17 protein-coding genes are annotated in these 21,457 nt (G+C 63.8%); 3 read left to right on the forward strand and 14 right to left on the reverse strand.

Going from position 1 to position 21,457, the window contains the following annotated elements; genetic code table 11:
* Positions 1-120 precede the first annotated feature (120 nt).
* The 7 genes from O4H31_RS00175 to O4H31_RS00205 form a co-directional block, all read right to left on the reverse strand.
* Entirely contained in the window at positions 121-1,134 is a 1,014-nt protein-coding gene (locus O4H31_RS00175; protein WP_269341617.1) for a pyridoxal-phosphate dependent enzyme, read from the reverse strand.
* Positions 1,135-2,379, reverse strand: coding sequence for a DNA recombination protein RmuC (locus tag O4H31_RS00180; RefSeq protein ID WP_269341619.1), 1,245 nt, complete (start codon positions 2,377-2,379; stop codon positions 1,135-1,137).
* A complete protein-coding gene (gene mutL / locus O4H31_RS00185) occupies positions 2,376-4,262 on the reverse strand; it encodes a DNA mismatch repair endonuclease MutL (RefSeq protein WP_269341621.1) in 1,887 nt (628 codons plus the stop codon). The genes O4H31_RS00180 and mutL overlap by 4 nt, the downstream gene beginning before the upstream one ends.
* Positions 4,263-4,545: 283 nt before the next feature.
* Positions 4,546-5,475, reverse strand: a complete 930-nt coding sequence (locus tag O4H31_RS00190; RefSeq protein WP_269341624.1) for a metal ABC transporter permease — start codon at positions 5,473-5,475, stop codon at positions 4,546-4,548.
* On the reverse strand, positions 5,472-6,677 hold the full coding sequence (locus O4H31_RS00195) for a metal ABC transporter permease (RefSeq protein WP_093927897.1): 1,206 nt from the start codon (positions 6,675-6,677) through the stop codon (positions 5,472-5,474). Before O4H31_RS00195 ends, O4H31_RS00190 begins: the two co-directional genes overlap by 4 nt.
* A complete protein-coding gene (locus O4H31_RS00200) occupies positions 6,674-7,468 on the reverse strand; it encodes a metal ABC transporter ATP-binding protein (RefSeq protein ID WP_269341626.1) in 795 nt (264 codons plus the stop codon). Before O4H31_RS00200 ends, O4H31_RS00195 begins: the two co-directional genes overlap by 4 nt.
* A gap of 3 nt (positions 7,469-7,471) precedes the next feature.
* On the reverse strand, positions 7,472-8,461 hold the full coding sequence (locus O4H31_RS00205) for a metal ABC transporter solute-binding protein, Zn/Mn family (RefSeq protein ID WP_269341628.1): 990 nt from the start codon (positions 8,459-8,461) through the stop codon (positions 7,472-7,474).
* A 175-nt stretch (positions 8,462-8,636) separates the two neighbouring features.
* Here O4H31_RS00205 and deoC point away from each other — a divergent pair, with 175 nt between their 5' ends.
* Positions 8,637-9,650, forward strand: a complete 1,014-nt coding sequence (gene deoC, locus O4H31_RS00210) for a deoxyribose-phosphate aldolase (RefSeq protein WP_269341630.1) — start codon at positions 8,637-8,639, stop codon at positions 9,648-9,650.
* Between the two features lie 44 nt (positions 9,651-9,694).
* Positions 9,695-12,040 (forward strand): aldehyde dehydrogenase family protein, encoded by a 2,346-nt coding sequence (locus O4H31_RS00215; RefSeq protein WP_269341631.1) that lies wholly within the window; start codon positions 9,695-9,697, stop codon positions 12,038-12,040.
* Between the two features lie 56 nt (positions 12,041-12,096).
* On the opposite strand, the gene O4H31_RS00220 is transcribed toward O4H31_RS00215, so the two are convergent.
* From O4H31_RS00220 to O4H31_RS00245, 6 genes are all read right to left on the reverse strand, one after another.
* Positions 12,097-13,419 (reverse strand): M16 family metallopeptidase, encoded by a 1,323-nt coding sequence (locus tag O4H31_RS00220; protein ID WP_269341633.1) that lies wholly within the window; start codon positions 13,417-13,419, stop codon positions 12,097-12,099.
* Entirely contained in the window at positions 13,416-14,762 is a 1,347-nt protein-coding gene (locus O4H31_RS00225) for a M16 family metallopeptidase (protein WP_269341634.1), read from the reverse strand. Before O4H31_RS00225 ends, O4H31_RS00220 begins: the two co-directional genes overlap by 4 nt.
* Before the next feature lie 64 nt (positions 14,763-14,826).
* Positions 14,827-15,339 carry a DUF3035 domain-containing protein gene (locus O4H31_RS00230; RefSeq protein ID WP_269341635.1) on the reverse strand — a complete coding sequence of 171 codons (513 nt, stop codon included), beginning with the start codon at positions 15,337-15,339 and terminating at the stop codon, positions 14,827-14,829.
* A 52-nt stretch (positions 15,340-15,391) separates the two neighbouring features.
* Entirely contained in the window at positions 15,392-15,880 is a 489-nt protein-coding gene (gene lspA / locus O4H31_RS00235; protein ID WP_269341637.1) for a signal peptidase II, read from the reverse strand.
* A 15-nt stretch (positions 15,881-15,895) separates the two neighbouring features.
* Positions 15,896-17,482, reverse strand: a complete 1,587-nt coding sequence (gene purH / locus O4H31_RS00240; protein WP_269341639.1) for a bifunctional phosphoribosylaminoimidazolecarboxamide formyltransferase/IMP cyclohydrolase — start codon at positions 17,480-17,482, stop codon at positions 15,896-15,898.
* 16 nt (positions 17,483-17,498) lie between these two features.
* On the reverse strand, positions 17,499-19,247 hold the full coding sequence (locus tag O4H31_RS00245) for a heparinase II/III family protein (RefSeq protein WP_269341641.1): 1,749 nt from the start codon (positions 19,245-19,247) through the stop codon (positions 17,499-17,501).
* Between the two features lie 165 nt (positions 19,248-19,412).
* On the opposite strand from O4H31_RS00245, the gene O4H31_RS00250 reads away from it, so the two are divergent.
* On the forward strand, positions 19,413-20,162 hold the full coding sequence (locus O4H31_RS00250) for a phosphate/phosphite/phosphonate ABC transporter substrate-binding protein (protein ID WP_269341644.1): 750 nt from the start codon (positions 19,413-19,415) through the stop codon (positions 20,160-20,162).
* Between the two features lie 3 nt (positions 20,163-20,165).
* Here O4H31_RS00250 and O4H31_RS00255 read toward each other — a convergent pair whose 3' ends face one another.
* Entirely contained in the window at positions 20,166-21,437 is a 1,272-nt protein-coding gene (locus tag O4H31_RS00255) for an RsmB/NOP family class I SAM-dependent RNA methyltransferase (protein WP_269341646.1), read from the reverse strand.
* Between the last annotated feature and the right edge of the window lie 20 nt (positions 21,438-21,457).

Below are 21,457 nucleotides of genomic sequence, written 5' to 3' on the forward strand. Positions count from 1 at the left end.
CCGGAACTTTGGATATGGGGCACCCACGGGTAAAGGGGAGTTAAAGTTGCAGTGCCCGATAGATTTTCTTGGAAGAATTCACGCAGTTCCGCGACCGCGTGCAAAGCCCCTTGGAGGGCGCTAGGACAACAGGCTGTCGAGCGCCGCTTGCCCGCGGCTGAGCTGTCCCAGATAACTGTCTGTATCAATATTCGCCCCGCAGACGATCACCCCCACACGCCGCCCTTCCAGTTGCCCGCGCAGGGGCCCGAGCGCCCCGGCCATCGCGGCCCCGGCAGCAGGCTCCACCGCCAATTTCGCCGCCTGTTGCAGCACGACCATCCCGGCGCAGATCGCATCGTCGCTGACCGTCACCACATCATCGACATAGACCGCACAAAGCGCATGGCCAAACGGCAGCGCCATCGGCGGACCAAGGCTGTCGGCGATGGTATTGACTTCGGGGATGGTCACGGGCGCGCCAGAGGCGAGGCTTCGCGACATGCTGTCAGCGTCTGTCGGCTCAACGCCGTACACCCGACAAGCGGGGTTGATCGCCTTAACCGCGGCGGCCACACCGCTGATCAGCCCGCCGCCGCCGACCGAGACGACGACCGCGTCCAAATCCGCCACCTGCGCCATCAGTTCCAGCCCGACCCCGGCGGTGCCGAGCGAGGTGTGCAGCCCCTCGAAAGGATGGATAAAGAACCGCCCCTCTTCGCGCACCAGCCGCTCTGCCTCGGCAAAAGTCTCTTGCCCGGCGGGTTTCAGGATGACCTCGGCCCCGGTGGCACGGGCGAGGGCGACGCGAAAAGGGTTGGCATTGTCCTGCATCACCACCTTAGCGCTGATGCCCAACTTGGCTGCGGCCCAGCCTGCCGCGATGGCGTGATTGCCGGCACTGGCTGCGGTGATGCCCCGCCCGCGCGTGTCGTCGTCAAGCTGGCGCGCCACCGAGAGCGCGCCGCGGGCCTTGAAGGTGCCGGTACGCTGAAAACACTCCAGCTTGAGCGCAACCCGCGCGCCGCCCAGCACCTCATCGACCATGGGAGAGGACAGCGTCACCACCGGTGTTTGCACAATATCGCTGCGCAACGCGGCGGCTCGCGTCTGCATCGCCTCCAGCGTCATCCCGGTAATGTCCACGTCGTTCATTCAGCCGTTCCCTTCGGGTGTCCTTAGGGGAACAATAGCCTCGGTTTTGTCTTCTGCCAGTTCTTCGAAGTCGAAATTATGCAAGCGGCCCGCGCGTTTGGCGGCTTTTTCGCTGCTGACTTTGATCTCTTCGACATCGCGCCGCGCTTGGCTGAAATGCCGATCAAGGTTGCCGACACGCATCGCCAGACGTTCGACATCCTTGTTCAGATTGCCCAACTCCTTGCGGATCGCGCCTGCCTGTTCGCGCATCCGCGCATCTTTCAGGATCGCGCGCATGGTGTTGAGCGTGGCCATGCAGGTCGTCGGGCTGACGATCCAAACACGCTTTTCAAACCCCTCGCGGACGAGTTCGGGAAAGTTGGCGTGCAATTCGGCATAAACCGCCTCAGAGGGGAGGAACATCAACGCGCCTTCGGCGGTCTCACCCTCCAGAATATACTTGTCGGCGATGGCATTCAGATGCACCCGCACGGCGACCTTCATCTGCTGGGCGGCGGCGCGGGTCTCGGCTTCGGTCTTGGCGCGGCGCAGGGCCTCATAGGCCTCCAGCGGGAATTTACTGTCGATCACAATCGGCCCCGGCGGGTTGGGCAGGTGGATCAGGCAATCGGGCCGCTTGCCGTTGCTGAGCGTGGCTTGGAGCGAATAGCTGTCGCTCGGCAGGGCTTTCGACACGATATCGCGCAGTTGGATTTCACCAAAGGATCCGCGCGTCTGCTTGTTGCTGAGGATGTCTTGCAGCGACAGCACGTCGCCGGACAGTTTAGTGATATTATCCTGCGCCTTGTCGATTGAAGCCAGACGCTCCTGCAACTGCGCAAGGCTGGTGGAGGTGCGTTTCGACGAGCCGTGCAGCGTCTCGGTCATGCGCTGCTGCATCTCAGCGAGCGAGCGGGCCGAGCGGGCGGCGTTGTCGGCCAGCCGGTCCTGCATCTGCTGCTGCACATAGGCGAGCCGCGCCTCCATGCTCTGCATCATCTGCGCTTGGGTGTTGCTTTGTGTGTCCGAAACCATCTGCAACCCGCCGCGCAGCTGCTCCTGCCCCTGCCCCAACTGCTGCACATGACCCCCAAGCACGCGCATCTGCTGTGCCAAGGGGGCCGCCACACGGGCCGAGCGGCCCGCGGCGCGGACCGCCATGATCAGCAGGATAACGATGAGCAACAGCAGCCCGGCCCCGGCAAGGGCGGCCAGCGTCACAGGGTCAGACAGGTTCAACGTCGTGCCGCCAAGCTCCATCAAGTGCGCCCGAAAAGCCGTTCGATGTCGGCGAGTTTGAGTTCGACATAGGTGGGCCGCCCGTGGTTGCACTGACCGGAATGCGGGGTCGCCTCCATCTCGCGCAAGAGCGCGTTCATCTCTTCGGCGCGCATCCAGCGGCCCGAGCGGATCGAGCCGTGACAGGCCACGCGGCTCAGGATCGCTTCGATTTTGGCCTGCACGATGTTGCTGCTGTCGCCGTCGGCCAATTCGTCCAGCACATCAAGGATCAGCGCGCGGGCGTTGACGGTGCCGAGGATCGCAGGCGTCTCGCGCACCGCGATGGCGCTGCCGCCGAAGGCTTCGATGCCAAGGCCGAGTTTGGCAAGCTCGTCCGCCAGTTCCAGCAGCCGCGCGCAGTCATTGGCGGAAAGCTCGACAATCTCGGGGATCAGCAGCGCTTGGGCGGCGACGCCGTTGGCTTCCATCTGACGCTTCAGCTTCTCGTAAACCAACCGCTCATGCGCGGCGTGTTGGTCGACGATGACCATGCCACTGGCGGTTTGCGCGATGATGTAATTCTCATGCACCTGCCCGCGCGCGGTGCCGAGCGGGTAGTCGGGGGCGGGGGCCGCCTCCTCGCCTTCGGGCGCGGCAGTGAACGGCGCGGGTGCTTCGGGCATCGGCGTGCCCTCCACCCGGCCCCAGACGCCTGCGGTTTCGGCAAAACCCGGCGCCTGCGCCTGATAGGCAGCCTCACGCGCGGCGGGGCTGGGCCGATCCATGCCCGCGCGGTCCATCTGATAAACCCGCGCGCCTTGCGGCTCAGGCTGCATCGCGCCCAAAGTCGCCTGTGCCACGGTGGTCGAAGCGCGGTGCCCCGCCGCCGCCAGCGCGTGGCGAAGGGCCGAGACGATCAGCCCCCGCGCCAAACCGGGATCGCGGAAACGCACCTCGGATTTCGCGGGATGCACGTTTACATCGACCAGCGTCGGCGGGCATTCCACGAACAGCGCCGCCGCCGGGTGGCGGTCTCGGCTGAGGAAATCGAAGTACGCGCCGCGCAATGCGCCTGTCAGCAGTTTGTCCCGCACCGGGCGGCCATTCACGAAGAGATATTGCGCCACGGCAGAGCCGCGCGAATAGGTCGGCAGGGCAGCGAAGCCGGTCAGATGCAGCCCCTCGCGCATGGCGTCGATGGGCAGGGAGTTTTCCGCGAACTCTCGGCCCAGCACCTGCGCCAAACGGCCATGCAGCGCATCGAAGAGATCGCCCTGCTCGGCTTCGGCGCGGAACACATCGCGGCCTTTGCCGTCCCCCGACACGTCGCGCAGCACGAAACGCACGAAGGGCTCGGCCATGGCCAACCGTTTGATGACATCGCCGATGGCCTGCGCCTCCGCCCGGTCCGTGCGCAGGAACTTGAGCCGCGCAGGTGTGGCGAAAAACAGATCGCGCAGGGTGACGATGGTGCCGCTGTTCAGCGCCGCCGGGCGCACCTCGCCCATACGGCCCCCGTCGACGGTGATCTCGGCCCCGTCAAACCCCGATGCTCGGCTGGTGATGGTCAGCCGCCCGACAGCACCGAGGGACGGCAACGCCTCGCCCCGAAAGCCGAAAGTGTGGATATCAAGCAGGTCTGAGCCGTCGATTTTCGAGGTCGCGTGGCGCGACAAGGCCAGCGCCAGATCCTCGGGCGCGATGCCGCAGCCATCGTCGGTCACACGGATCATCGTTTTGCCACCGTCGGCGTATTCCACGGTGATGCGCCGCGCGCCCGCATCGATGGCGTTCTCGACCAGTTCCTTCACGGCGGAAGCGGGGCGTTCGACCACCTCGCCCGCAGCGATGCGGTTGATCGCGGAATCGTCCAACTGGCGGATGACGGGGCGGTTTTCGCTTATATTGGGGGTCGGGCTTGGCATACCGCAAGACCTAGCATGGGCCATTCCGATTCTGCCAGATCGGATTGCGTCTATCAGAGGGGGACGACAGAGTCAGCGGACCGCCGCCAAGACTGGGGCGATCCGCTTCTGGGTCGGCTACTCGGCGCACTGGTGCTTTTGTTATTCCGGTCTTATCAGAGCGGCGGGCGACCCGGGTACAAGTCGTCTCCGAAGGAGCTTGCCACCTGTATAGACGCAGGACGAATCACAGGTCAAAGCAAAAGCGAATCGGTTGCCCAGAAAACGAATCGTTGCGATTCGGTTAAGCGGCGGGGGCAGCGGCGCCTCTTTGCCGATGCGGTCCCATAAGTGCCGCAAACCCAAGGATAACCCCTGAAACCGTGGCGATCATCCCCGCCGCTGACACCGAATCCCGCATGCCGAGCCACAGCGGCCCGTATCCGGCCAGCACATAGCCCAGCACAGCGGCCAAAGTGGCAAAGAGCACCGACCACGCAATCTGGTACTCCAATCGGTTGGTCATCATCCGCGCGGCGGCGGGGGGGCAGATGAACATGGCGATGACGATGATACTGCCCACCGCGTCAAAGGCAGCCACAGCGGCAATCGCCGCAACGATGACCAGACCAAGACCCAGTGGCCCGGTCTTCATGCCGATGGTACGGGCGAAGCCCTCGTCGAAGGTGCTGATCTTGAGCGGCCGCCAGAAGATCGCGGTAAAAAGCGCGACGAAGAGCAGCGTCACCGCCATGCGCGGCAGCTCCACCGGGAGGGTCGCCAGCGCCTCGGGGTCGAGCAGCGACGCCCAGCCGGTGGCATCCAGCCAGATCAGGCTTTCGAGGTTACCGTAAAGCGCATGTTCGACATCGAGATGCACATTGCTGGTGTCCGATTGCTCAAGCAGCAGCACGCCGCCCGCGAACATGGCGGTAAAGACCACGCCCATCGCCGCCCCGGATTCGATCTTGCCCAGTCGTCGCACACCCTCAATGGCCAGCACAGAAATCAGCGCCGCGCCTGCAGCGCCCAGCAGCATCGGCCAAGTGCTGACCGCCCCGGTCAGCAGGAACGCCACCACGATCCCCGGCAGCACCACATGGCTGATCGCATCGCCGATCAGCGCTTGGCGGCGCAGCACAAGGAAATTCCCCGGCAAGGCGCAGGCCACGGCGACGAAAATGCCCGTCAGCATCGGCACCAGCGACAGGGGGACGAATTCAGAACCGTTCATGCCATGACCCCGCCACGCATGTCGATGCGGCTGTCAATTTCGCGGATTTGGTCGGCGGTCAGCACCGTCTCAATCGGGGTCAGACCGTCATATTGCTGGGCGGCCGCCTCGTATGCCGGATCGCGGCGGATCAACTGCCAGCGGGTTTCGTCCCTCAACGCCTTGGCTGCGCGGCCCCGGCCTGCTTTGGTGGCGACCCCATCGGGCAGGGCGTAGCCCTCGGCCCGCAACAGGCGCAGAGTCAGTTGTTCGTAGATCGGTTGCCCATGGGCCAACGCCAGCAGCCCCTGCCGCAGATGCACCCGACGCTGATACCGGCGGTGGCGCAGCAGAGCCGAAAGCGCGCCGCGCCCCGGGGCCAGCAGCAGCGACAGCGCAAAGAGCGCAAAGCCCACCAGCACGATGATCGGTCCCGTCGGCAGGTTCGGCTGGGCCGCAGACAACGCTGCGCCGACATAGGCCGCGATACCGCCAAGCGCGCCGGAGATCAGCACCACGTGATCGGTGCGCTCGCTCCAGAACCGGGCGGTGACAGGCGGGATGATCAGCAGCGCGACGATCAGGATCAGCCCGACGATCTTGAGCCCCACCACCGTCACGGCCAGCACCAACCCCATCATTGCCAGATCGGTACGCGGGACGTTCTGGCCGATGGCGGTGCCATATTCGGGATCGAACGACGCCAATGTCAGCGGGCGGCGCAACAGCAGCACCAGCGCCAAGGTAAGCGCCGCTGCCACCGCGATAATCAGCGCATCGTTGCGCAGCATCCCAGCGGTGGAGCCCAAGAGAAAATCCTCCAGCCCCGCCTGTCGCCCCGCGCTCATGGTCTGGATCACCGTCAGCAAGACGATGCCAAGCCCAAAGAAAACCGACAGGACCGAGCCAATCGCCGCATCCTCAGCCAGCCGTGTGCGGTTGCTGAGCCATGAGACCAAGAGCAGCCCTGCCGCCGCAGACAAGGCCGCGCCCAGCAGCAGGCCGATCAGGTTGCGGCCGTCCCCGCCAAGCGCGACCATCACCATGAAAGCCAGCGCCACACCCGGTAGCGTCGCATGCGAGATCGCATCGCTGACAAGCGCCCGCTTGCGCAGGAATAGAAAGGTGCCGCCAACCCCCGCAGCCATGCCCAGCAGGGTGGCCCCAAGTGTTACCAGCGTGGCGTTATAGCCCAGTTGCAGCGTCAGCGCGTCCCAGATCATGACAGCTGCAACGCATCCATCTGCGCACCCGCCAAGCGGCCGCCATAGGCATCTTGCAGGTGGTTGGCTTGGAACACCTCTTCGACACTGCCTTCGGCGACGCGGTGGGTGTTGATCAGGAAAACATTGTCGAAATACTCGGCCACGGTCGATAGGTCATGGTGAACCGCCACAACCGTTTTGCCTGCGTCGCGCAGGGATTTCAACACGGCGATGATCGCCTTTTCGGTTGCCGCATCGACCCCGGCAAAGGGTTCGTCCAGCAGGTAGAGATCCGCCTCTTGCGCCAAGGCGCGGGCGAGAAAGACCCGCTGCTGCTGGCCACCGGAAAGCTGCCCGATCTGGCGGGTGGCGAAATCTTCCATCCCGACGCGCGCCAGACAATCTGTGGCGCGGGCGCGGTGCACAGGGCGGATGCGGCCCAACAGGCCCAGCTGCGGGTAAAGGCCCATCAGCACCACGTCGATCACGCGAGTCGGAAAATCCCAATCCACGCTGGCACGCTGCGGCACATAGGCGATGCGGTGGCGTTGTTCGGCCACCGGCTTGCCATAGACGGTGGCGGTGCCCGCCAGCGGGGTCAGAATGCCCAAGGCGGCCTTGAGCAAGGTTGACTTGCCCGCGCCATTCGGGCCGATGATCGCGGTCATTTTGCCCGGCTCAACGGTCATATCGACCGAAAAAACCGCAGGTTTCTGCCCGTAGGAGACGGTCATGCCGCGCACGGCAAGCGGGCTATCGGCGCGGGAGGTGGGCGCGGCGTCACGGCTGCTGGCGAGTTCAAGTGTCATGGATCAGCTTCCCTGTACCAGCTTGCCGTTCATCCCGCCCGCATCCACCGGCGCGCCGAGCGCACGGGCGATGGTGGTGACGTTGTGATCGATCATACCGATATAAGTGCCCTCATAGCTGCCCGGTTCCCCCATGGCGTCGCTATAGAGCGAGCCGCCGATCACGACCTCATGACCGCGCGCCGCAGCGCCTTCGACCAGCGCGCGCATGTTGCGGTCGGAAACCGACGTTTCGACAAAGACGGCGCCGATCTCACGCTCGACCAATTCATCAACCAGTGAAGAGATACGGTTCAACCCCGCCTCGCTGTTGGTCGAGATGCCCTGAATGCCGATCACCTCGAACCCAAAGGCGCGTCCGAAATAGCTGAATGCATCATGCGCTGTGACCAGCACGCGCTGGCTCTCTGGCACCTGCGCCACGGTCTCGGCGGCATAGCTGGCCAGTTGTTCCAGCTCGGCGCGGTAGGTGGCCACGTTCTGGGCGAAAGTCTTGGCCCCTGCGGGATGCGCCTCGGTCAGGGCGCGGGCTACCTCATCGACCACGGCGATCCAAGTTTTCGGGTCCATCCAAACGTGAGGGTCATAACGCCCCTCGTAATCCGGGTGGCTGAGCAGATCGTCCTTGGGTAGCGCATCGGCCACGGCAACCACGGCGCGCTTGCGACCCAGATCTTCGAAAAACCGTTCCATCTGCGCCTCAAGGTAGAGACCATGCCAGAGCACCAAATCGGCCCGTGTCAGCGCCACGATGTCACTGCGCGTCTGGCGGTAGCTGTGCGGATCGACCCCTGAACCCATGAGCGAGCGGACCTCGACCAATTCGCCCCCCACGCGGCGAGCGGCGTCGGCGATCATCCCTGTCGTCGCGACAACGTTAAGTTTTTGCGCTGCGAAGGCGGCTGGCGTAGCCCCGAGAAGTGCAAAGACACTGATGCCACCGATTATAGCGGTGCGGCGGGAAGGGCGAAGCAGGTCAGATGTATGTTTCATGAGACATTAATGAGAACGATTCTCAATCAAGTCAACAGTTGAGAATGGTTCTCATTAACAATTGCGGTATCTTGCCTGTTTTTCGGGCAATCACCCCGTGACGCGGGGTTAGCGTCGCTTGCCTTGCCCCCGGCCCCATGCCATTTTGCCCGCCTGACCAAACCGGAGAGACCCGATGGCCACCCAAACGACCCCGCGCGAAAGCACGACTGAAACCGGCGCCACCGGCCATCTGCCGCAGGTGACCGAACGACGTGTCGAGCCTATGCCGCTTGATATGGACTGGCTGCGCTCGGTGCAGGCGAACACCTCGGCGATCGAGCGCCGCGCCGCCGCCCTGCCCGCCCGCCGTTCGCTGAAAAAGGCGCATCAGGCCGCGTGGCTGCTGCGCGCCGTGACCTGTATCGACCTGACGACCCTCTCGGGCGATGATACCGCGCGCCGGGTCGAGCGGCTCTGCGCCAAGGCCCGCCAACCGATTGCGCCCGATCTGCTTGATGCGCTTGGTATGGCCCCAATCACTACCGGCGCGGTTTGTGTGTACCACGAGATGATCCCCGCCGCGCGCAAGGCGCTGGAAGGGACCAATATCCCGATCGCTGCCGTTTCCACCGGTTTCCCGGCGGGCCTGTCGCCGCTGGAACTGCGCATCCGCGAGATCGAGATGAGCGTCGAAGCAGGGGCGAGTGAGATCGACATCGTGATCTCGCGCCGCCATGTGCTTTCGGGCGACTGGCAAGCGCTTTACGACGAAATGCGCGCCTTCCGCGAAGCCTGTGGCGAGGCGCATGTGAAGGCGATCCTTGCGACGGGCGAATTGGGCTCACTGCGCAATGTAGCGCGTGCGTCGCTGGTCTGCATGATGGCCGGGGCCGATTTCATCAAGACCTCGACCGGCAAGGAAAGCGTCAACGCCACCCTGCCCGTCAGCCTCGTGATGATCCGCGCGATCCGTGAGTATTATGAACGCACTGGGGTGCGTGTGGGCTACAAGCCTGCGGGTGGCATCTCGAAAGCCAAGGATGCGATCACATATTTGGCGCTGATGAAGGAAGAGTTGGGGGACCGTTGGTTGCAGCCCGACCTGTTCCGCTTTGGCGCGTCTTCGCTCTTGGGCGATATCGAGCGGCAGTTGGAGCATCATGTGACCGGCAACTATTCGGCGGCTTACCGCCACGCGACCTCCTGAGCCTGTTGCAGGCTGCGGGACGGTATTTGGAAAAGGATGAAGGCATGAGCGTGTCCGAGATTTTTGAGAGCATGGAATACGGGCCGGCCCCGGAATCGGCGGCAGATGCGCTGGCGTGGATCGTCGACCAGGGCGGGCGCTTTGGTCATTTCATTGATGGCGCTTTCACCGCGCCAGGCGCGGGTTTCGACAGCACCAACCCGGCGACGGGTGAGGTCTTGGCAAGTCTGACGCAGGCGACGCAGGGTGATGTTGATAGCGCAGTGAAGGCCGCGCGAAAGGCGCAGCCGAAGTGGGAGAAGCTGGGAGGCCATGGCCGGGCGCGGCATATCTATGCGCTGGCGCGGTTGTTGCAGAAACACGCGCGGTTGTTTGCGGTCTTGGAGGTCTTGGACAACGGCAAGCCGATCCGCGAGGCGCGCGATATCGACGTGCCTTTGGCGCAGCGGCATTTCTATTATCACGCGGGTATGGCGCAGTTGATGGAGAGTGAGCTGCCCCATGCGCAGGCGCTTGGGGTTTGCGGGCAGATCATTCCGTGGAACTTCCCGCTATTGATGCTGGCGTGGAAGATCGCGCCCGCGCTGGCGATGGGCAACACGGTGGTGTTGAAGCCTGCGGAGTATACTTCGCTGACGGCGCTGCTCTTTGCTGACATTTGCCGTCAGGCGGGCCTGCCGAAGGGTGTGGTTAACATTGTCACCGGTGATGGTGCCGTGGGCGAGATGATTGTCACCCATGAGGATATCGACAAGATCGCCTTTACCGGCTCCACCGCCGTAGGCCGCCGCATTCGTGAGGCGACGGCAGGCTCGGGCAAGGCGCTGACGTTGGAGTTGGGCGGCAAATCGCCCTATATCGTGTTTGACGATGCCGATCTTGATAGCGCCGTAGAGGGGCTGGTTGATGCGATTTGGTTCAATCAGGGTCAGGTCTGCTGTGCGGGCTCGCGGCTGTTGGTGCATGAGCCTGTTGCGGACCGGTTCTATGCGAAGCTGCGCACCCGGATGGAGAAGCTGCGTATCGGCGATCCGCTGGACAAGAGCATTGACGTGGGCGCGCTGGTGGACCCGGTGCAATACAAGCGCGTGAGTGACATGGTGGAGGCAAACACCGCGGGCGAGCGGTTTGTCACGCCGGGGGAGATGCCTGAGAATGGGTGTTTCTATCCGCCGACGCTGATCACCGGGCTGAACCCGGCGGATACGCTGATGCAGGAAGAGATTTTTGGCCCGGTGTTGGTCTCGACCACTTTCCGTACGCCCAGCGAGGCGGTGCAACTGGCCAATAACACCCGCTATGGGCTGGCGGCGACGGTCTGGACCGAGAATGTGAACCTTGCCCTTGATATTGCGCCACAGTTGGAGACCGGGATCGTTTGGGTGAACGGGACCAATATGATGGATGCGGCGGCCGGGTTTGGCGGCAAGCGCGAGAGTGGCTTTGGCCGTGAGGGCGGCTGGGAAGGTCTGGCGGGCTATACCAAGCCCAAGACCGCTCGGAAGCCATTGAAAGAGATCGAAGCCTTAAGCGGTGAAGGTGGCCCGGAAGACGGGATCGACCGCACCGCAAAGCTTTATATCGGGGGCAAGCAAGCGCGGCCCGATGGGGGGTATTCCGCACCGGTTTGGGGCAAGTCTGGCGGGCTTTTGGGCCATGTGAGCCTCGCCAACCGCAAAGATGTGCGCAACGCGGTTGAGGCGGCGCATGCGGCAAAGGGCTGGTCGAAAACCACTGGCCATCTGCGCGCGCAGATCCTTTATTATATTGCCGAAAACCTCTCGGCGCGGGGCGATGAGTTTGCCGCGCGGCTGGATGCGATGCAGGGAACGAAGGCGGGTCGCAAAGAGGTTGATGCCGCTATTGACCGGCTGTTCACCTATGCCGCTTGGGTCGACAAATACGACGGTCAGGTGCATGGGGTGCCGATCCGGGGCGTGGCCTTGGCGATGAAGGAGCCTGTGGGCGTGATCGGGGCACTTTGCCCGGCAGAGGCACCGCTTTTGGGCCTGATCTCTTGCATGGCACCCGCCATTGCCATGGGCAACCGCGTGATCCTTTCGGCGAGCGAACCCTTCCCGCTGGCGGCGACCGATTTCGTGCAGGTGCTTGAGACATCGGACGTGCCTGCCGGGGTGGTCAATATCCTGACCGGACCGCAGGCCGATTTGGCCGAGCCGATGGCGCGGCATATGGATATTGATGCCGTCTGGTGCTTTGGCGCGGCGGAACTGTCTGGCGTGGTTGAGAAAGGGGCGGCGAGCAATATCAAGCGCACCTGGGTCAACCACGGCATGGCGCGCGATTGGTTCGGGGCCGAAGGCGCGGGGCGTGCATTCTTGCAGGCCGCGACAGAGGTCAAGAATATCTGGGTGCCCTACGGCGAATAAGTCCTATCGCCGTGATGCATTGAAAGCGCCGCCCCTTTTCGGGAGCGGCGCTTTTTTCATTCCTGCGGTGGGGTTGACGCCTCAAGCCCTTCTGGCTGGCCGACGACGACGAAATGCAGGTTTTCGGGGTCCAGCAAATCTGCCGCGACGCGCTTGACGTCCTCCAGCGTGACCGCTTCGACCTTGTCATTGCGGGTGGCAATATAGTCGGTCGGCAGGCCGAGCATCTGCATGCCGACGAGGATATTGGCGATCGGGCTGTTGCCGTCGAACCGCAGCGGATAGGCGCCGGTGATATAGGTCTTGGCGGCCTCCAGTTCCTCTTGGGTGATGCCCTCGGTCGCGGCTTTGGCCCATTCGGCGCGGATCACGTCAATCGCCTCACCGATACGGTCATTGGCCGAACTGACGGAGCCGAGGTAGGTCTCAGCCAGATCACGCGGGGCGAGGTAGGAATAGACGCCATAGGTCAGGCCGCGCTTCTCGCGCACCTCGGTCATCAGACGGGATTCGAAACCGCCGCCGCCGAGGACGTGGTTCAGCACTGTCGCAGTGAACCAATCGGGATCGTCCTGCGCGAGGCCCGGCTGGCCAAAGATCGCAACGGATTGCGGTGTGGCGAAATCGACCACTGTCGTGCCCGCGGGGATATCCACATCGGCGCGCGGGGGCATCGGCGCACCCTTGGCGGGCAGATCGCCCAGCAGGGTATCGAGCAGCTTGCCCAGTTCTTCGGGAGTGATGTCGCCCACCGCGCCGACATAGATGCGGTCACGGGCCAGCACAGCGCTATGCGCCTCAATCAAGTCGTCGCGGGTCAACCCGGCCACCGTCTCAAGCGTGCCGTTTAGAGAACTGCCATAGGGATGGTCGCCAAAGGCAATCTTGTCGAAGGTCTGGCGGGCGATCTCATTCGGGTCTTTCTGGTTCGACTGGATGTTTGAGATCACCTGACCGCGCACCCGCTCTACCGCGTCTTCGTCAAAGCGCGGCTCCAACAAAGCGGCGCGCAGAAGCTCGATGGAGGCGTCGCGGTTTTCGGTCAGGAAACGGGCCGAGACGGAAAGCGAGTCATCCGACACGTCGAAACTGAGGTTGGTTGCCAGCGCTTCGGTCTCACGGCTGAAGGCGCGCGCGTCCATGTCGCCTGCGCCCTCTTCCAGAAGGCCGGTCATCAGGTTGATCGCGCCGCGTTTGCCGGGCGCGTCCAGCGATGCGCCGCCCCGGAACCGGATTTCCAAGGCAACAAAGGGGATCGAATGTTCTTCGACCAGCCAAGCGGTGATGCCGCCGGGGCTGGTGACGGGCTGGATGTCGACTTCGGCACGGGCGGGGAGTGCGGCGAAAACCGTCAGGATCAGGGCGTAGAACAGTTTCATTGCGCGTCCTCCTTCATCAGCCATCCAGTGACCGATGCGCGTTTGTCGAACAGGGTGCGGGCAGCCTGCATGATGTCTTCGGCAGTGACGGCTTGCAGCACGTCGGGCCAATCTTGCACGTCTTGCACCGTTAGGCCGATGGCGAGGGCAGAGCCGTAGCGGTTTGCCACGCGGTCGGCATCGTCGCGGGCATAGATCTGATCGGCGCGCAATTGCGCCTTGAGGCGCTCAAGATGCTCGGGGTCCACCCCGGCTTCCATGAATTGCACGAGCACCTCGTCCAGCGCCTCTTCGGCCTGCTGGAGGCTAACGCCGGGCACGGGCAACACCACGACATCAAAGGTCGTGTCGTCGAGCGTATCGGCCTTGTAGAAGGCGCCGGTGTAATTGGCGATCTGTTCGTCGAATTGCAGCTTTTCCGCGAGGTATGAGGTGGTGCCGCCGCCCAGCAATTCGCTGAGGAGGAAGAGCGCCGCCGCCTCTTCCTGCGCACCGCTGTCCCGCTCTTGGGCAAGGTAGGAGCGGCGCACATAGGGCTGGGCCACGCGGGCATCTTTGTAGATCAACCGGCGTTCGGCGATCTGCGGCGGCTCTTCGGTGCGCAAACGCTCGGGCAGGTCAGGGTTGGCGGGGATCTGGCCATAGGTGGCTTCGGCCAATTCGCGAACGTCCTCTGGCGTCACATCACCGGAGACGACGAGGATGGCGTTGTTGGGCGAATAGTAGAGCTCATAGAACGACAGCGCATCTTCAAGGTCCAACTCCTCCATCTCATGTTTCCACCCGATGATCGGCACGCCGTAGCGGTGGTTGAGAAATTGCGCGGCGTTGAGTTGTTCACTGAAGAGGGCAGCGGGGTTGTTCTCTGTCCGCTGGTTGCGCTCTTCCAAAATCACATCGCGTTCGGTTTCGATGTTTTCGGGGGTGAGGCGGATGTTCTTCATCCGGTCGGCCTCCATCTCCATCATCAGGCCGAGGCGATCGGCGGCGACGCGCTGGAAATAGGCGGTGTAATCGTAGCTGGTGAAGGCATTATCGCGCCCGCCGTTGGCGGCAACGGTGGCGGAAAACTCGCCCGCTTCCAGTTTGTCGGTGGCCTTGAACAGCAGGTGTTCAAGAAAATGCGCCACCCCGGACGACCCTTTGGGTTCATCGGCTGAGCCTGCGCGGTACCAGACCATCTGCTGCACGACCGGGGCGCGGTGGTCTTCGACGACCACGACCTCCAAGCCGTTATCGAGGGTGAAATGGGTTACCGCCTCATTCTCGTTATCGCGCGCCTGCGCGGAGGGGGCTGTGAAGAGCGTCGCCACCAGGGCCGCCATCATCGGCAGTCGGATCATTGCTTACCTCGAAATATATCGCCTCCCGCATTACCTACGCGGTCTGGCGCTACATTCAAGAAGCCTAGCGAAAACGTGTGTCGTGTGGCGGGTAAGACGGCGTACGCCCGCCTGCGTTGCGCCAGCGCTCCGCCTCGCTATGGGCGTCAAGGGATTGCCGCTGGTAGGCTTGGCTGTAGCGATCCACCGGCACGATGCGGAACTGGGTGAAGCGACCCTTACGCTTGCGGAATTCGGCGTCAGATTGCGCCAAGCTGGCGCGAATGCCCGGTTGCACACCCATGCGGCTCGTGTGTTGCACCAGTGCGGCATCTCCGGCTGGTATGCCTGTCGACGTATCCAGCCGCCCGCCAAACGCCGCCACACCTTCGGCCACCGCTGACCGATCCGTCAGGTTCGCCTGCCCCGGCATGGGGGTCGGCAGAGCGTTCAAATTTTCGGGGCGTTCCAGTGGCTTGACCGGTTGGATCAGGAATTCATCCGGCCCTTCGGAGACAGGCTGCAAGTCGCGAAGGCCCTGATTGCTGCAGGCGGCGAGGGCCAGCGGGATCAAGCTGATGAGGGCAATGCGACGCATGATGTCTCCTTTCGGGGTCTGCTTGTTCAATATCGCAGGCGAGCAGGCAATGTCACTGACCTTTTTTGCCCCGGCGCTTGGGCGCGCTTTTTGGCTCTCCGGTAAAGAGGATCAGCCCCAAGGCCCCGGCAAAGATAAAGACATCCGCCAAGTTGTAGACGAAAGGGTTGTTGATGCCACAGCAAGAGTTGTTCAGGAAATCCAGCACATAGCCATAGATCAGCCGGTCCGCCACATTCGCCAAGGCCCCGCCGACCAACAGACCGCCGCTGAGCTGCGCCCACCGCCCATGCGGGCTGCGCCAGAGCCACAGGGTGACGCCCGCGCAGATCACCAGCGCCACCACGATCAGCACCCATTGGCTCATGTCACCCCCGAGGCCAAAGTTGATGCCCCGGTTTTCGCCATAGCGGAAATTCAGCACCGGCGGCAGCACTTCGATGGAGCGGATACGTGCCAATTCCATCATGTGAATGACCACATATTTGCTGATCTGATCGATCAAAAAGGCCACAAAGGCCGCGATGCCGAATGTCCGCATGGTGCTGCCCTTCGCTTAGTGCCGGAAGTGGCGCATATTGGTGAAGACCATGGCAAGGCCCGCTTCATCCGCTGCGGCGATCACTTCGTCGTCCCGCATGGAGCCGCCGGGCTGGATCAGCGCCGTGGCACCGGCCTCTGCCGCCGTGATAAGACCGTCGGCAAAGGGGAAGAACGCATCGGAGGCCACGACCGACCCTTGGGTCAGCGGCGCGTCGATGTCCATCACCTCGGCCATGTCTTGGGCCTTGCGCGCGGCGATGCGGGTGCTGTCCACCCGGCTCATCTGGCCTGCGCCAACGCCGACTGTGGCACCGTCTTTGACATAGATGATGGCGTTGGATTTGACGTGTTTCGCCACGGTCCAGGCAAACAGCATGTCGTCGAGCTCTTGATCCGACGGCTTGCGCTTGGTCACCACCTTCAGATCATCGCGGCTAAGCCGGCCCACGTCTTTGTCTTGCACCAGAAACCCGCCGGAGACTTGGCGCACGGCCAGTGCCGCGGCGGCAGGGTCGGCCAGACCTTCGGTGGTCAGCAAACGCAGGTTCTTCTTGGCGGCAAAGATGCGTTTGGCATCCTCATCCGCGCCGGGGGCGATGACGACTTCAGTAAAGATCGCAGCAATGGCTTCGGCAGTCGGGCCGTCGAGCGGCTGGTTCAGCGCGATGATGCCACCAAAGGCCGAGGTGCGGTCGCAGTCAAAAGCGCGTTTGTAGGCGTCGAGCATCGTTTCACCCCGTGCAACGCCACACGGGTTGGCGTGTTTGATGATCGCGCAGGCGGGGCCGTCTTTAGGGTCAAACTCGCTGACCAGCGCAAAGGCGGCGTCGGTGTCGTTGATGTTGTTGTAGGAGAGTTCCTTGCCCTGATGCTGCACGGCGTTCGCCAGCCCCGGCGCGGTGGAGCCGTCGGTGTAAAACGCCGCCTGCTGGTGCGGGTTTTCGCCATAGCGCAGGGTTTGGGCAAGCGTGCCGCCAAAGGTGCGGCGACGCGGGGTGCCCGCGACCTGCTCGGCCATCCATGTGCTGACGGCAGTGTCATAGGCGGCGGTGCGGGCATAGGCGGTTTGGGCCAGACGCTGGCGCAGGGCATAGGTGGTCTGGCCGTCGTTGGCTTCCATCTCGGCGATCACCTCGGCGTAGTCTTCGACATCGACCACGACATTGACGAACCCGTGGTTCTTGGCCGCCGAACGGATCATCGCAGGGCCGCCGATGTCGATATTCTCGATCACCTCGCCGTATTCCGCGCCCTTGGCGACAGTTTCCTCAAACGGATAAAGGTTCACCACCACCAGATCGATCGCGCCGATGTTATGTTCGTTCATCGCGCCGACGTGCTCATCGTTATCGCGCAGCGCCAACAGGCCACCATGCACCACGGGGTGCAGCGTTTTCACCCGCCCGTCCATCATCTCGGGGAAGCCCGTCACATCGGCCACATCCAACACCTCAAGCCCCGCCTCGCGCAGCGCTTTAGCGGTGCCGCCGGTGCTGAGCAGTTCGACGCCCCGCGCCGCCAAGGCTTTGCCAAGGTCCAAAAGACCGGTCTTGTCAGATACGGAAAGAAGCGCGCGTTTGATGGGATAGAGATCGGGCATGGGGCTGGTTCCTTGGTCAGTCTTCATCAGCATAGGGATCGTCGATCGACAAATCTCGCACGCCAATCGCAGTTTCCTGCGCTTTTGACAACGACCAGCGCACCCGTGTGGCATAGTTCATGGCATATCCGGTCAGCACGATCTGCTGCGCGGCGCGGGGTTTAAGACGGGTTGTCTCTAGGTAAACCCCCGGTTCCAAAGATAAATTATGCGTGCCGTCATGGCGAAACACCCAAATTTCACCGCTTTTCAGCGCCATTGAGATCGCAGCCCCGCCAAGGTCGACCGTGGCATCCACATCCGGATGCAGGTGAAAACGGATGTCGAACGGCACGCCCTTCAGTTGCGTGGCGCTCAACACCTTATCAAAGCGCCGTTTCTCTGCCCCCTCTATCGCCAACAGCATATCCTCCCCCGTCAGCCCGCGCCCGTCCGAAGTGAGTTCGAGCCGCCGCGCATGGGTCAGGCCATGGCTGCGCAGATAGGCGTCATGGCCGCCCTCAAAACGCAGCCCATCCGCCGCCTCTCCGATCTCTACGGGCACTTGGCGCGGGCCAGCGATGAGCGCCTCTGTCCCGCTGTGGGGGTCAGGCTCTGCCAGTCGGGCGCTGGAATGGCCGACAAGCGACAGGGCCGAATGCGACGGCGTGGCCCGCCCCGCCCGCCGCCATTCCAGCCCAAATGACGCGCCTGAGCCGCAGTTCACCACCAAGGGCCGCCGCCCCGAGGTCAGCTCAAACGCCAATGTCGAGGCATGGGCATTGCCCGAGGCTGCGCCGCCCGGTGGCGCCGCCGCATCGACGATCACGCTGGTGCGCCCCGCCGACAGCCTTGCATAGCCCATGGCCAGCCCATCAGGCTGCCGCGTCTTGACCTTGGCTGCCGCCAGCGCGTGATCTAGCCAGCCCTCCATACCGCGCCCGCCGCCATGAAACCGCGCCAAGGCGCCATCGGCATGACGCAGGCTGCGCAGGGTCGGCGCGATACGCTCAATCGCGGTGAGGTGCTCTTTGGGCGTGCTGCGGCCTGCATCGCTGAGCGCCGCTGCGGCCCATGTGAGCAGAGTAAACACAGCGAGCAGTTCTTCGGGGTTGCGGGTTGGCAGACCGCCCTCGGCGTCGATCTGGCTGGCACATTCGCGTGCTAATGCCTTGATGGCGGGATCGGCCAGTTCCTCCAGCCCCTCCAGCGACAGGCCCGCGTAAATCAACCCGGTCAGCGCTTCGAAACGCGGCAGGCCCGGCGCAGAGGCGCGCCAGCGTTTTGACAGGAAACGGGTCTGCTGTTCGAGCGAACGGTAGAAGGCATCGCTCTGCGCGGTGTCCGTCCCGCGCAGCATGAAAAGTGCGTGGTTGATCCAGCGGATCAGCCGCCGACCGGTCAGCGCCGGGGTCCAGCCCGGCCCTTGCCCGCGCCCGAAACGGTCGATCCACCCCCAAAGCCAATCCTGCGCCGACGCCCGCGCCCGTGCATCCCCCACGGCGGCCAGATCATCCAGCCATGCAAAACCGTGCAGTTCCGCCGCAAAGGCAGGGTCAGGCGGGGTCAGATCCCACATCGCGGTCTGCGGCGCGGTCAGCAGGCTGCCGGCAAAAAGGTAATTGCCCGCCATCAACTGCCGCCCCCGCGCGAAAGAGCCGATGGTGCGCGGCTCGGGCGACGCGGTAAACCCCGCCACCCGCGCCCGGCCCCGGGTCGCACGCCAAGCGTGCCAGCGGTTCAAAAACCGCACCCTTCGGGCCATGACGCTGGAAAGATTAATCATATCAAGCTGCCCCTGACGCTCTGATGGCGTTTGGCGGCAGCATAACCGCGGCCCTGCAATGAGTCACCGGATTTTCCCCGCGCGCCGGGGGATCGGCGGGGAACGGACGGTTGCCAGCCCGCAGGGGTGCCGCCTAAACAAGGGCACCGCAACCGGAGCGCACCGATGATCGCCAGCCTGATGATGTACCTACGGCCAGAAACCGCCGCGGCCACGGCCCGCTACTGGGCGTTGATCCGCGACGGGCTGCGCGCGCGAGGCGTTGTGGCCCCGGAAGAGTTGGACAATGCGCGAGAGGAATTCGCGGTCTGGAAAGCCCCCGACCTGACCTTTTCGCAAACCTGCGGGATGCCCTACCGCCTGTGGCTGCACGACCATGTTACGCTGATCGGGACACCTGACTTTGCCGTCGAGGGCTGCCCGCCGGGCTATTACAACAGCGTCTTCGTGGTCCGCGCCAATGATCCCCGTGAAACAATTTCCGACTTTCGCGCGGCGCGGTTCACCTACAACCAATCATTTTCACAGTCTGGATATGCCGCTGCTTACACGCATTGCAGCGCAGAGGGTTTCTGGTTTGCAGATCGCAGTCAAAGCCACGGGCACCGGAACTCCGCCAAAACCGTGGCCGAGGGGCGGGCGGATATTGCGGCGCTGGACGGGGTGTCGTGGCGGTTGATCCAGCGGTATGACGCTTTCGCGGGTGGCTTGCGTGTGCTGGAAACCACGACGCCGACGCCCGGCCTGCCCTATATCGCGGCGGCAGATACCGATCGCGAAGCCACATTTGCGGCGATCCGCGATGCCATCGCAGGGCTTACGTCCGAGGATGCCGCGACGCTGGGCCTGCGCGGCTTGGTCGAGATACCGAAATCCGCATATCTCGCCGTGCCCTCCCCACCCGATGGGGCGTGAGGCTCAGCCCTTCCGCAGACACGCGATATAGAACCCGTCCATCCCGCCTTTGTCGGCCCAAAAGTCAGGACGCAGACGCAACCCGCCCTCTTCGGTGACCCACCTTGCCTCGACCCCCGGCAGGTCCAGCGCGGCGCGGTCGACCGTCATGTCGCCATGCCGTTCCAAGGCTTCATCGACCTGCACTTCGCCCTCGTCGGGCAGCAGGCTACAGGTGCAGAACACCAGCCGCCCGCCGGGTTTCAGCAGGGTCCATGCATGGTCGATCAACTCGGATTGCAGGTCAATCAGGTCCCCGAATTCCGAACCGTCCTTGGCATGGGGCAGATCGGGGTGGCGACGGATGGTGCCGGTGGCGGAACAGGGCGCGTCGAGCAGGATCGCATCGAACGCGCCCTCTACGGCACGGGCGTCCTTGGTGAGCGTTTTGGCCTTGAGCCCCACGCGGGCAAGGTTTTCCTTCACGCGCTGCATCCGGGGGTGCGACTGGTCAACGGCGGTTACGAGAGCCCCCGCAGCGGCAAGCTGCATGGTCTTGCCCCCCGGCGCGGCGCAGAGGTCGAGCACGGTTTCACCTTCGGTCGGGGCCAGCACCCGCACCGGGATCGCGGCGGCGGCATCTTGCACCCACCAGTCGCCTTCGGCAAAGCCGGGCATGGTGGAGACCTGCCCGGCCCCCGTCACCCGAACGGAGCCTGTCGGCAGCAGCGTGCCGCCCACGGCCTCGGCCAAGGCGGCAGGATCGCCCTTGGCGGTCAGATCAAGCTGTGCGCCCGCAAAATGCGCCTCTTCCATCTTGGCGATGGCGTCGGTGCCCCAAGCCTCGGCCAGCGGACCGCGCAGCCATTTGGGCAAGCGCGGCGCGCGCAGAGCGTCCCAAGCCTCAGGCCCCTGTGCGGCGATCTTGCGCAGCACGGCGTTGGTCAGCCCCTTAAGATGGCTCAGCGTGCGGTGCTGCGAGACGAGGTTCACCATCGCATTCACCACCCCATGCGCGGCTCCGCCTTGACAAAGCTCGACCGTGCCGACCCGCAGCACGTTGCGCACGGTCAACGGCGGGGCTTTTTGCAAGTGCTTTTGCAGCAACCGGTCCGCCCGTTCCAACCCGCGCAGCGTGTCTTGCGCCAGACGTTGGGCACGGGCGCGGTCATCGGTGGGCAGCTTGTCCAACGCGCCAGAGGCAAGAAGCTCGGACATCAGCCGCGGCTCGTCGCCCAAAATCTGATCCAGCAGATATACCGCGCTTCTGCGGGCCTGAACGCCTGTGTCTGCCATGGTCATGTCCTATCTGGGTC

It is taken from the genome of Sulfitobacter dubius, from assembly GCF_027214245.1.
Taxonomy (GTDB): Bacteria; Pseudomonadota; Alphaproteobacteria; order Rhodobacterales; family Rhodobacteraceae; genus Sulfitobacter; species Sulfitobacter dubius_A.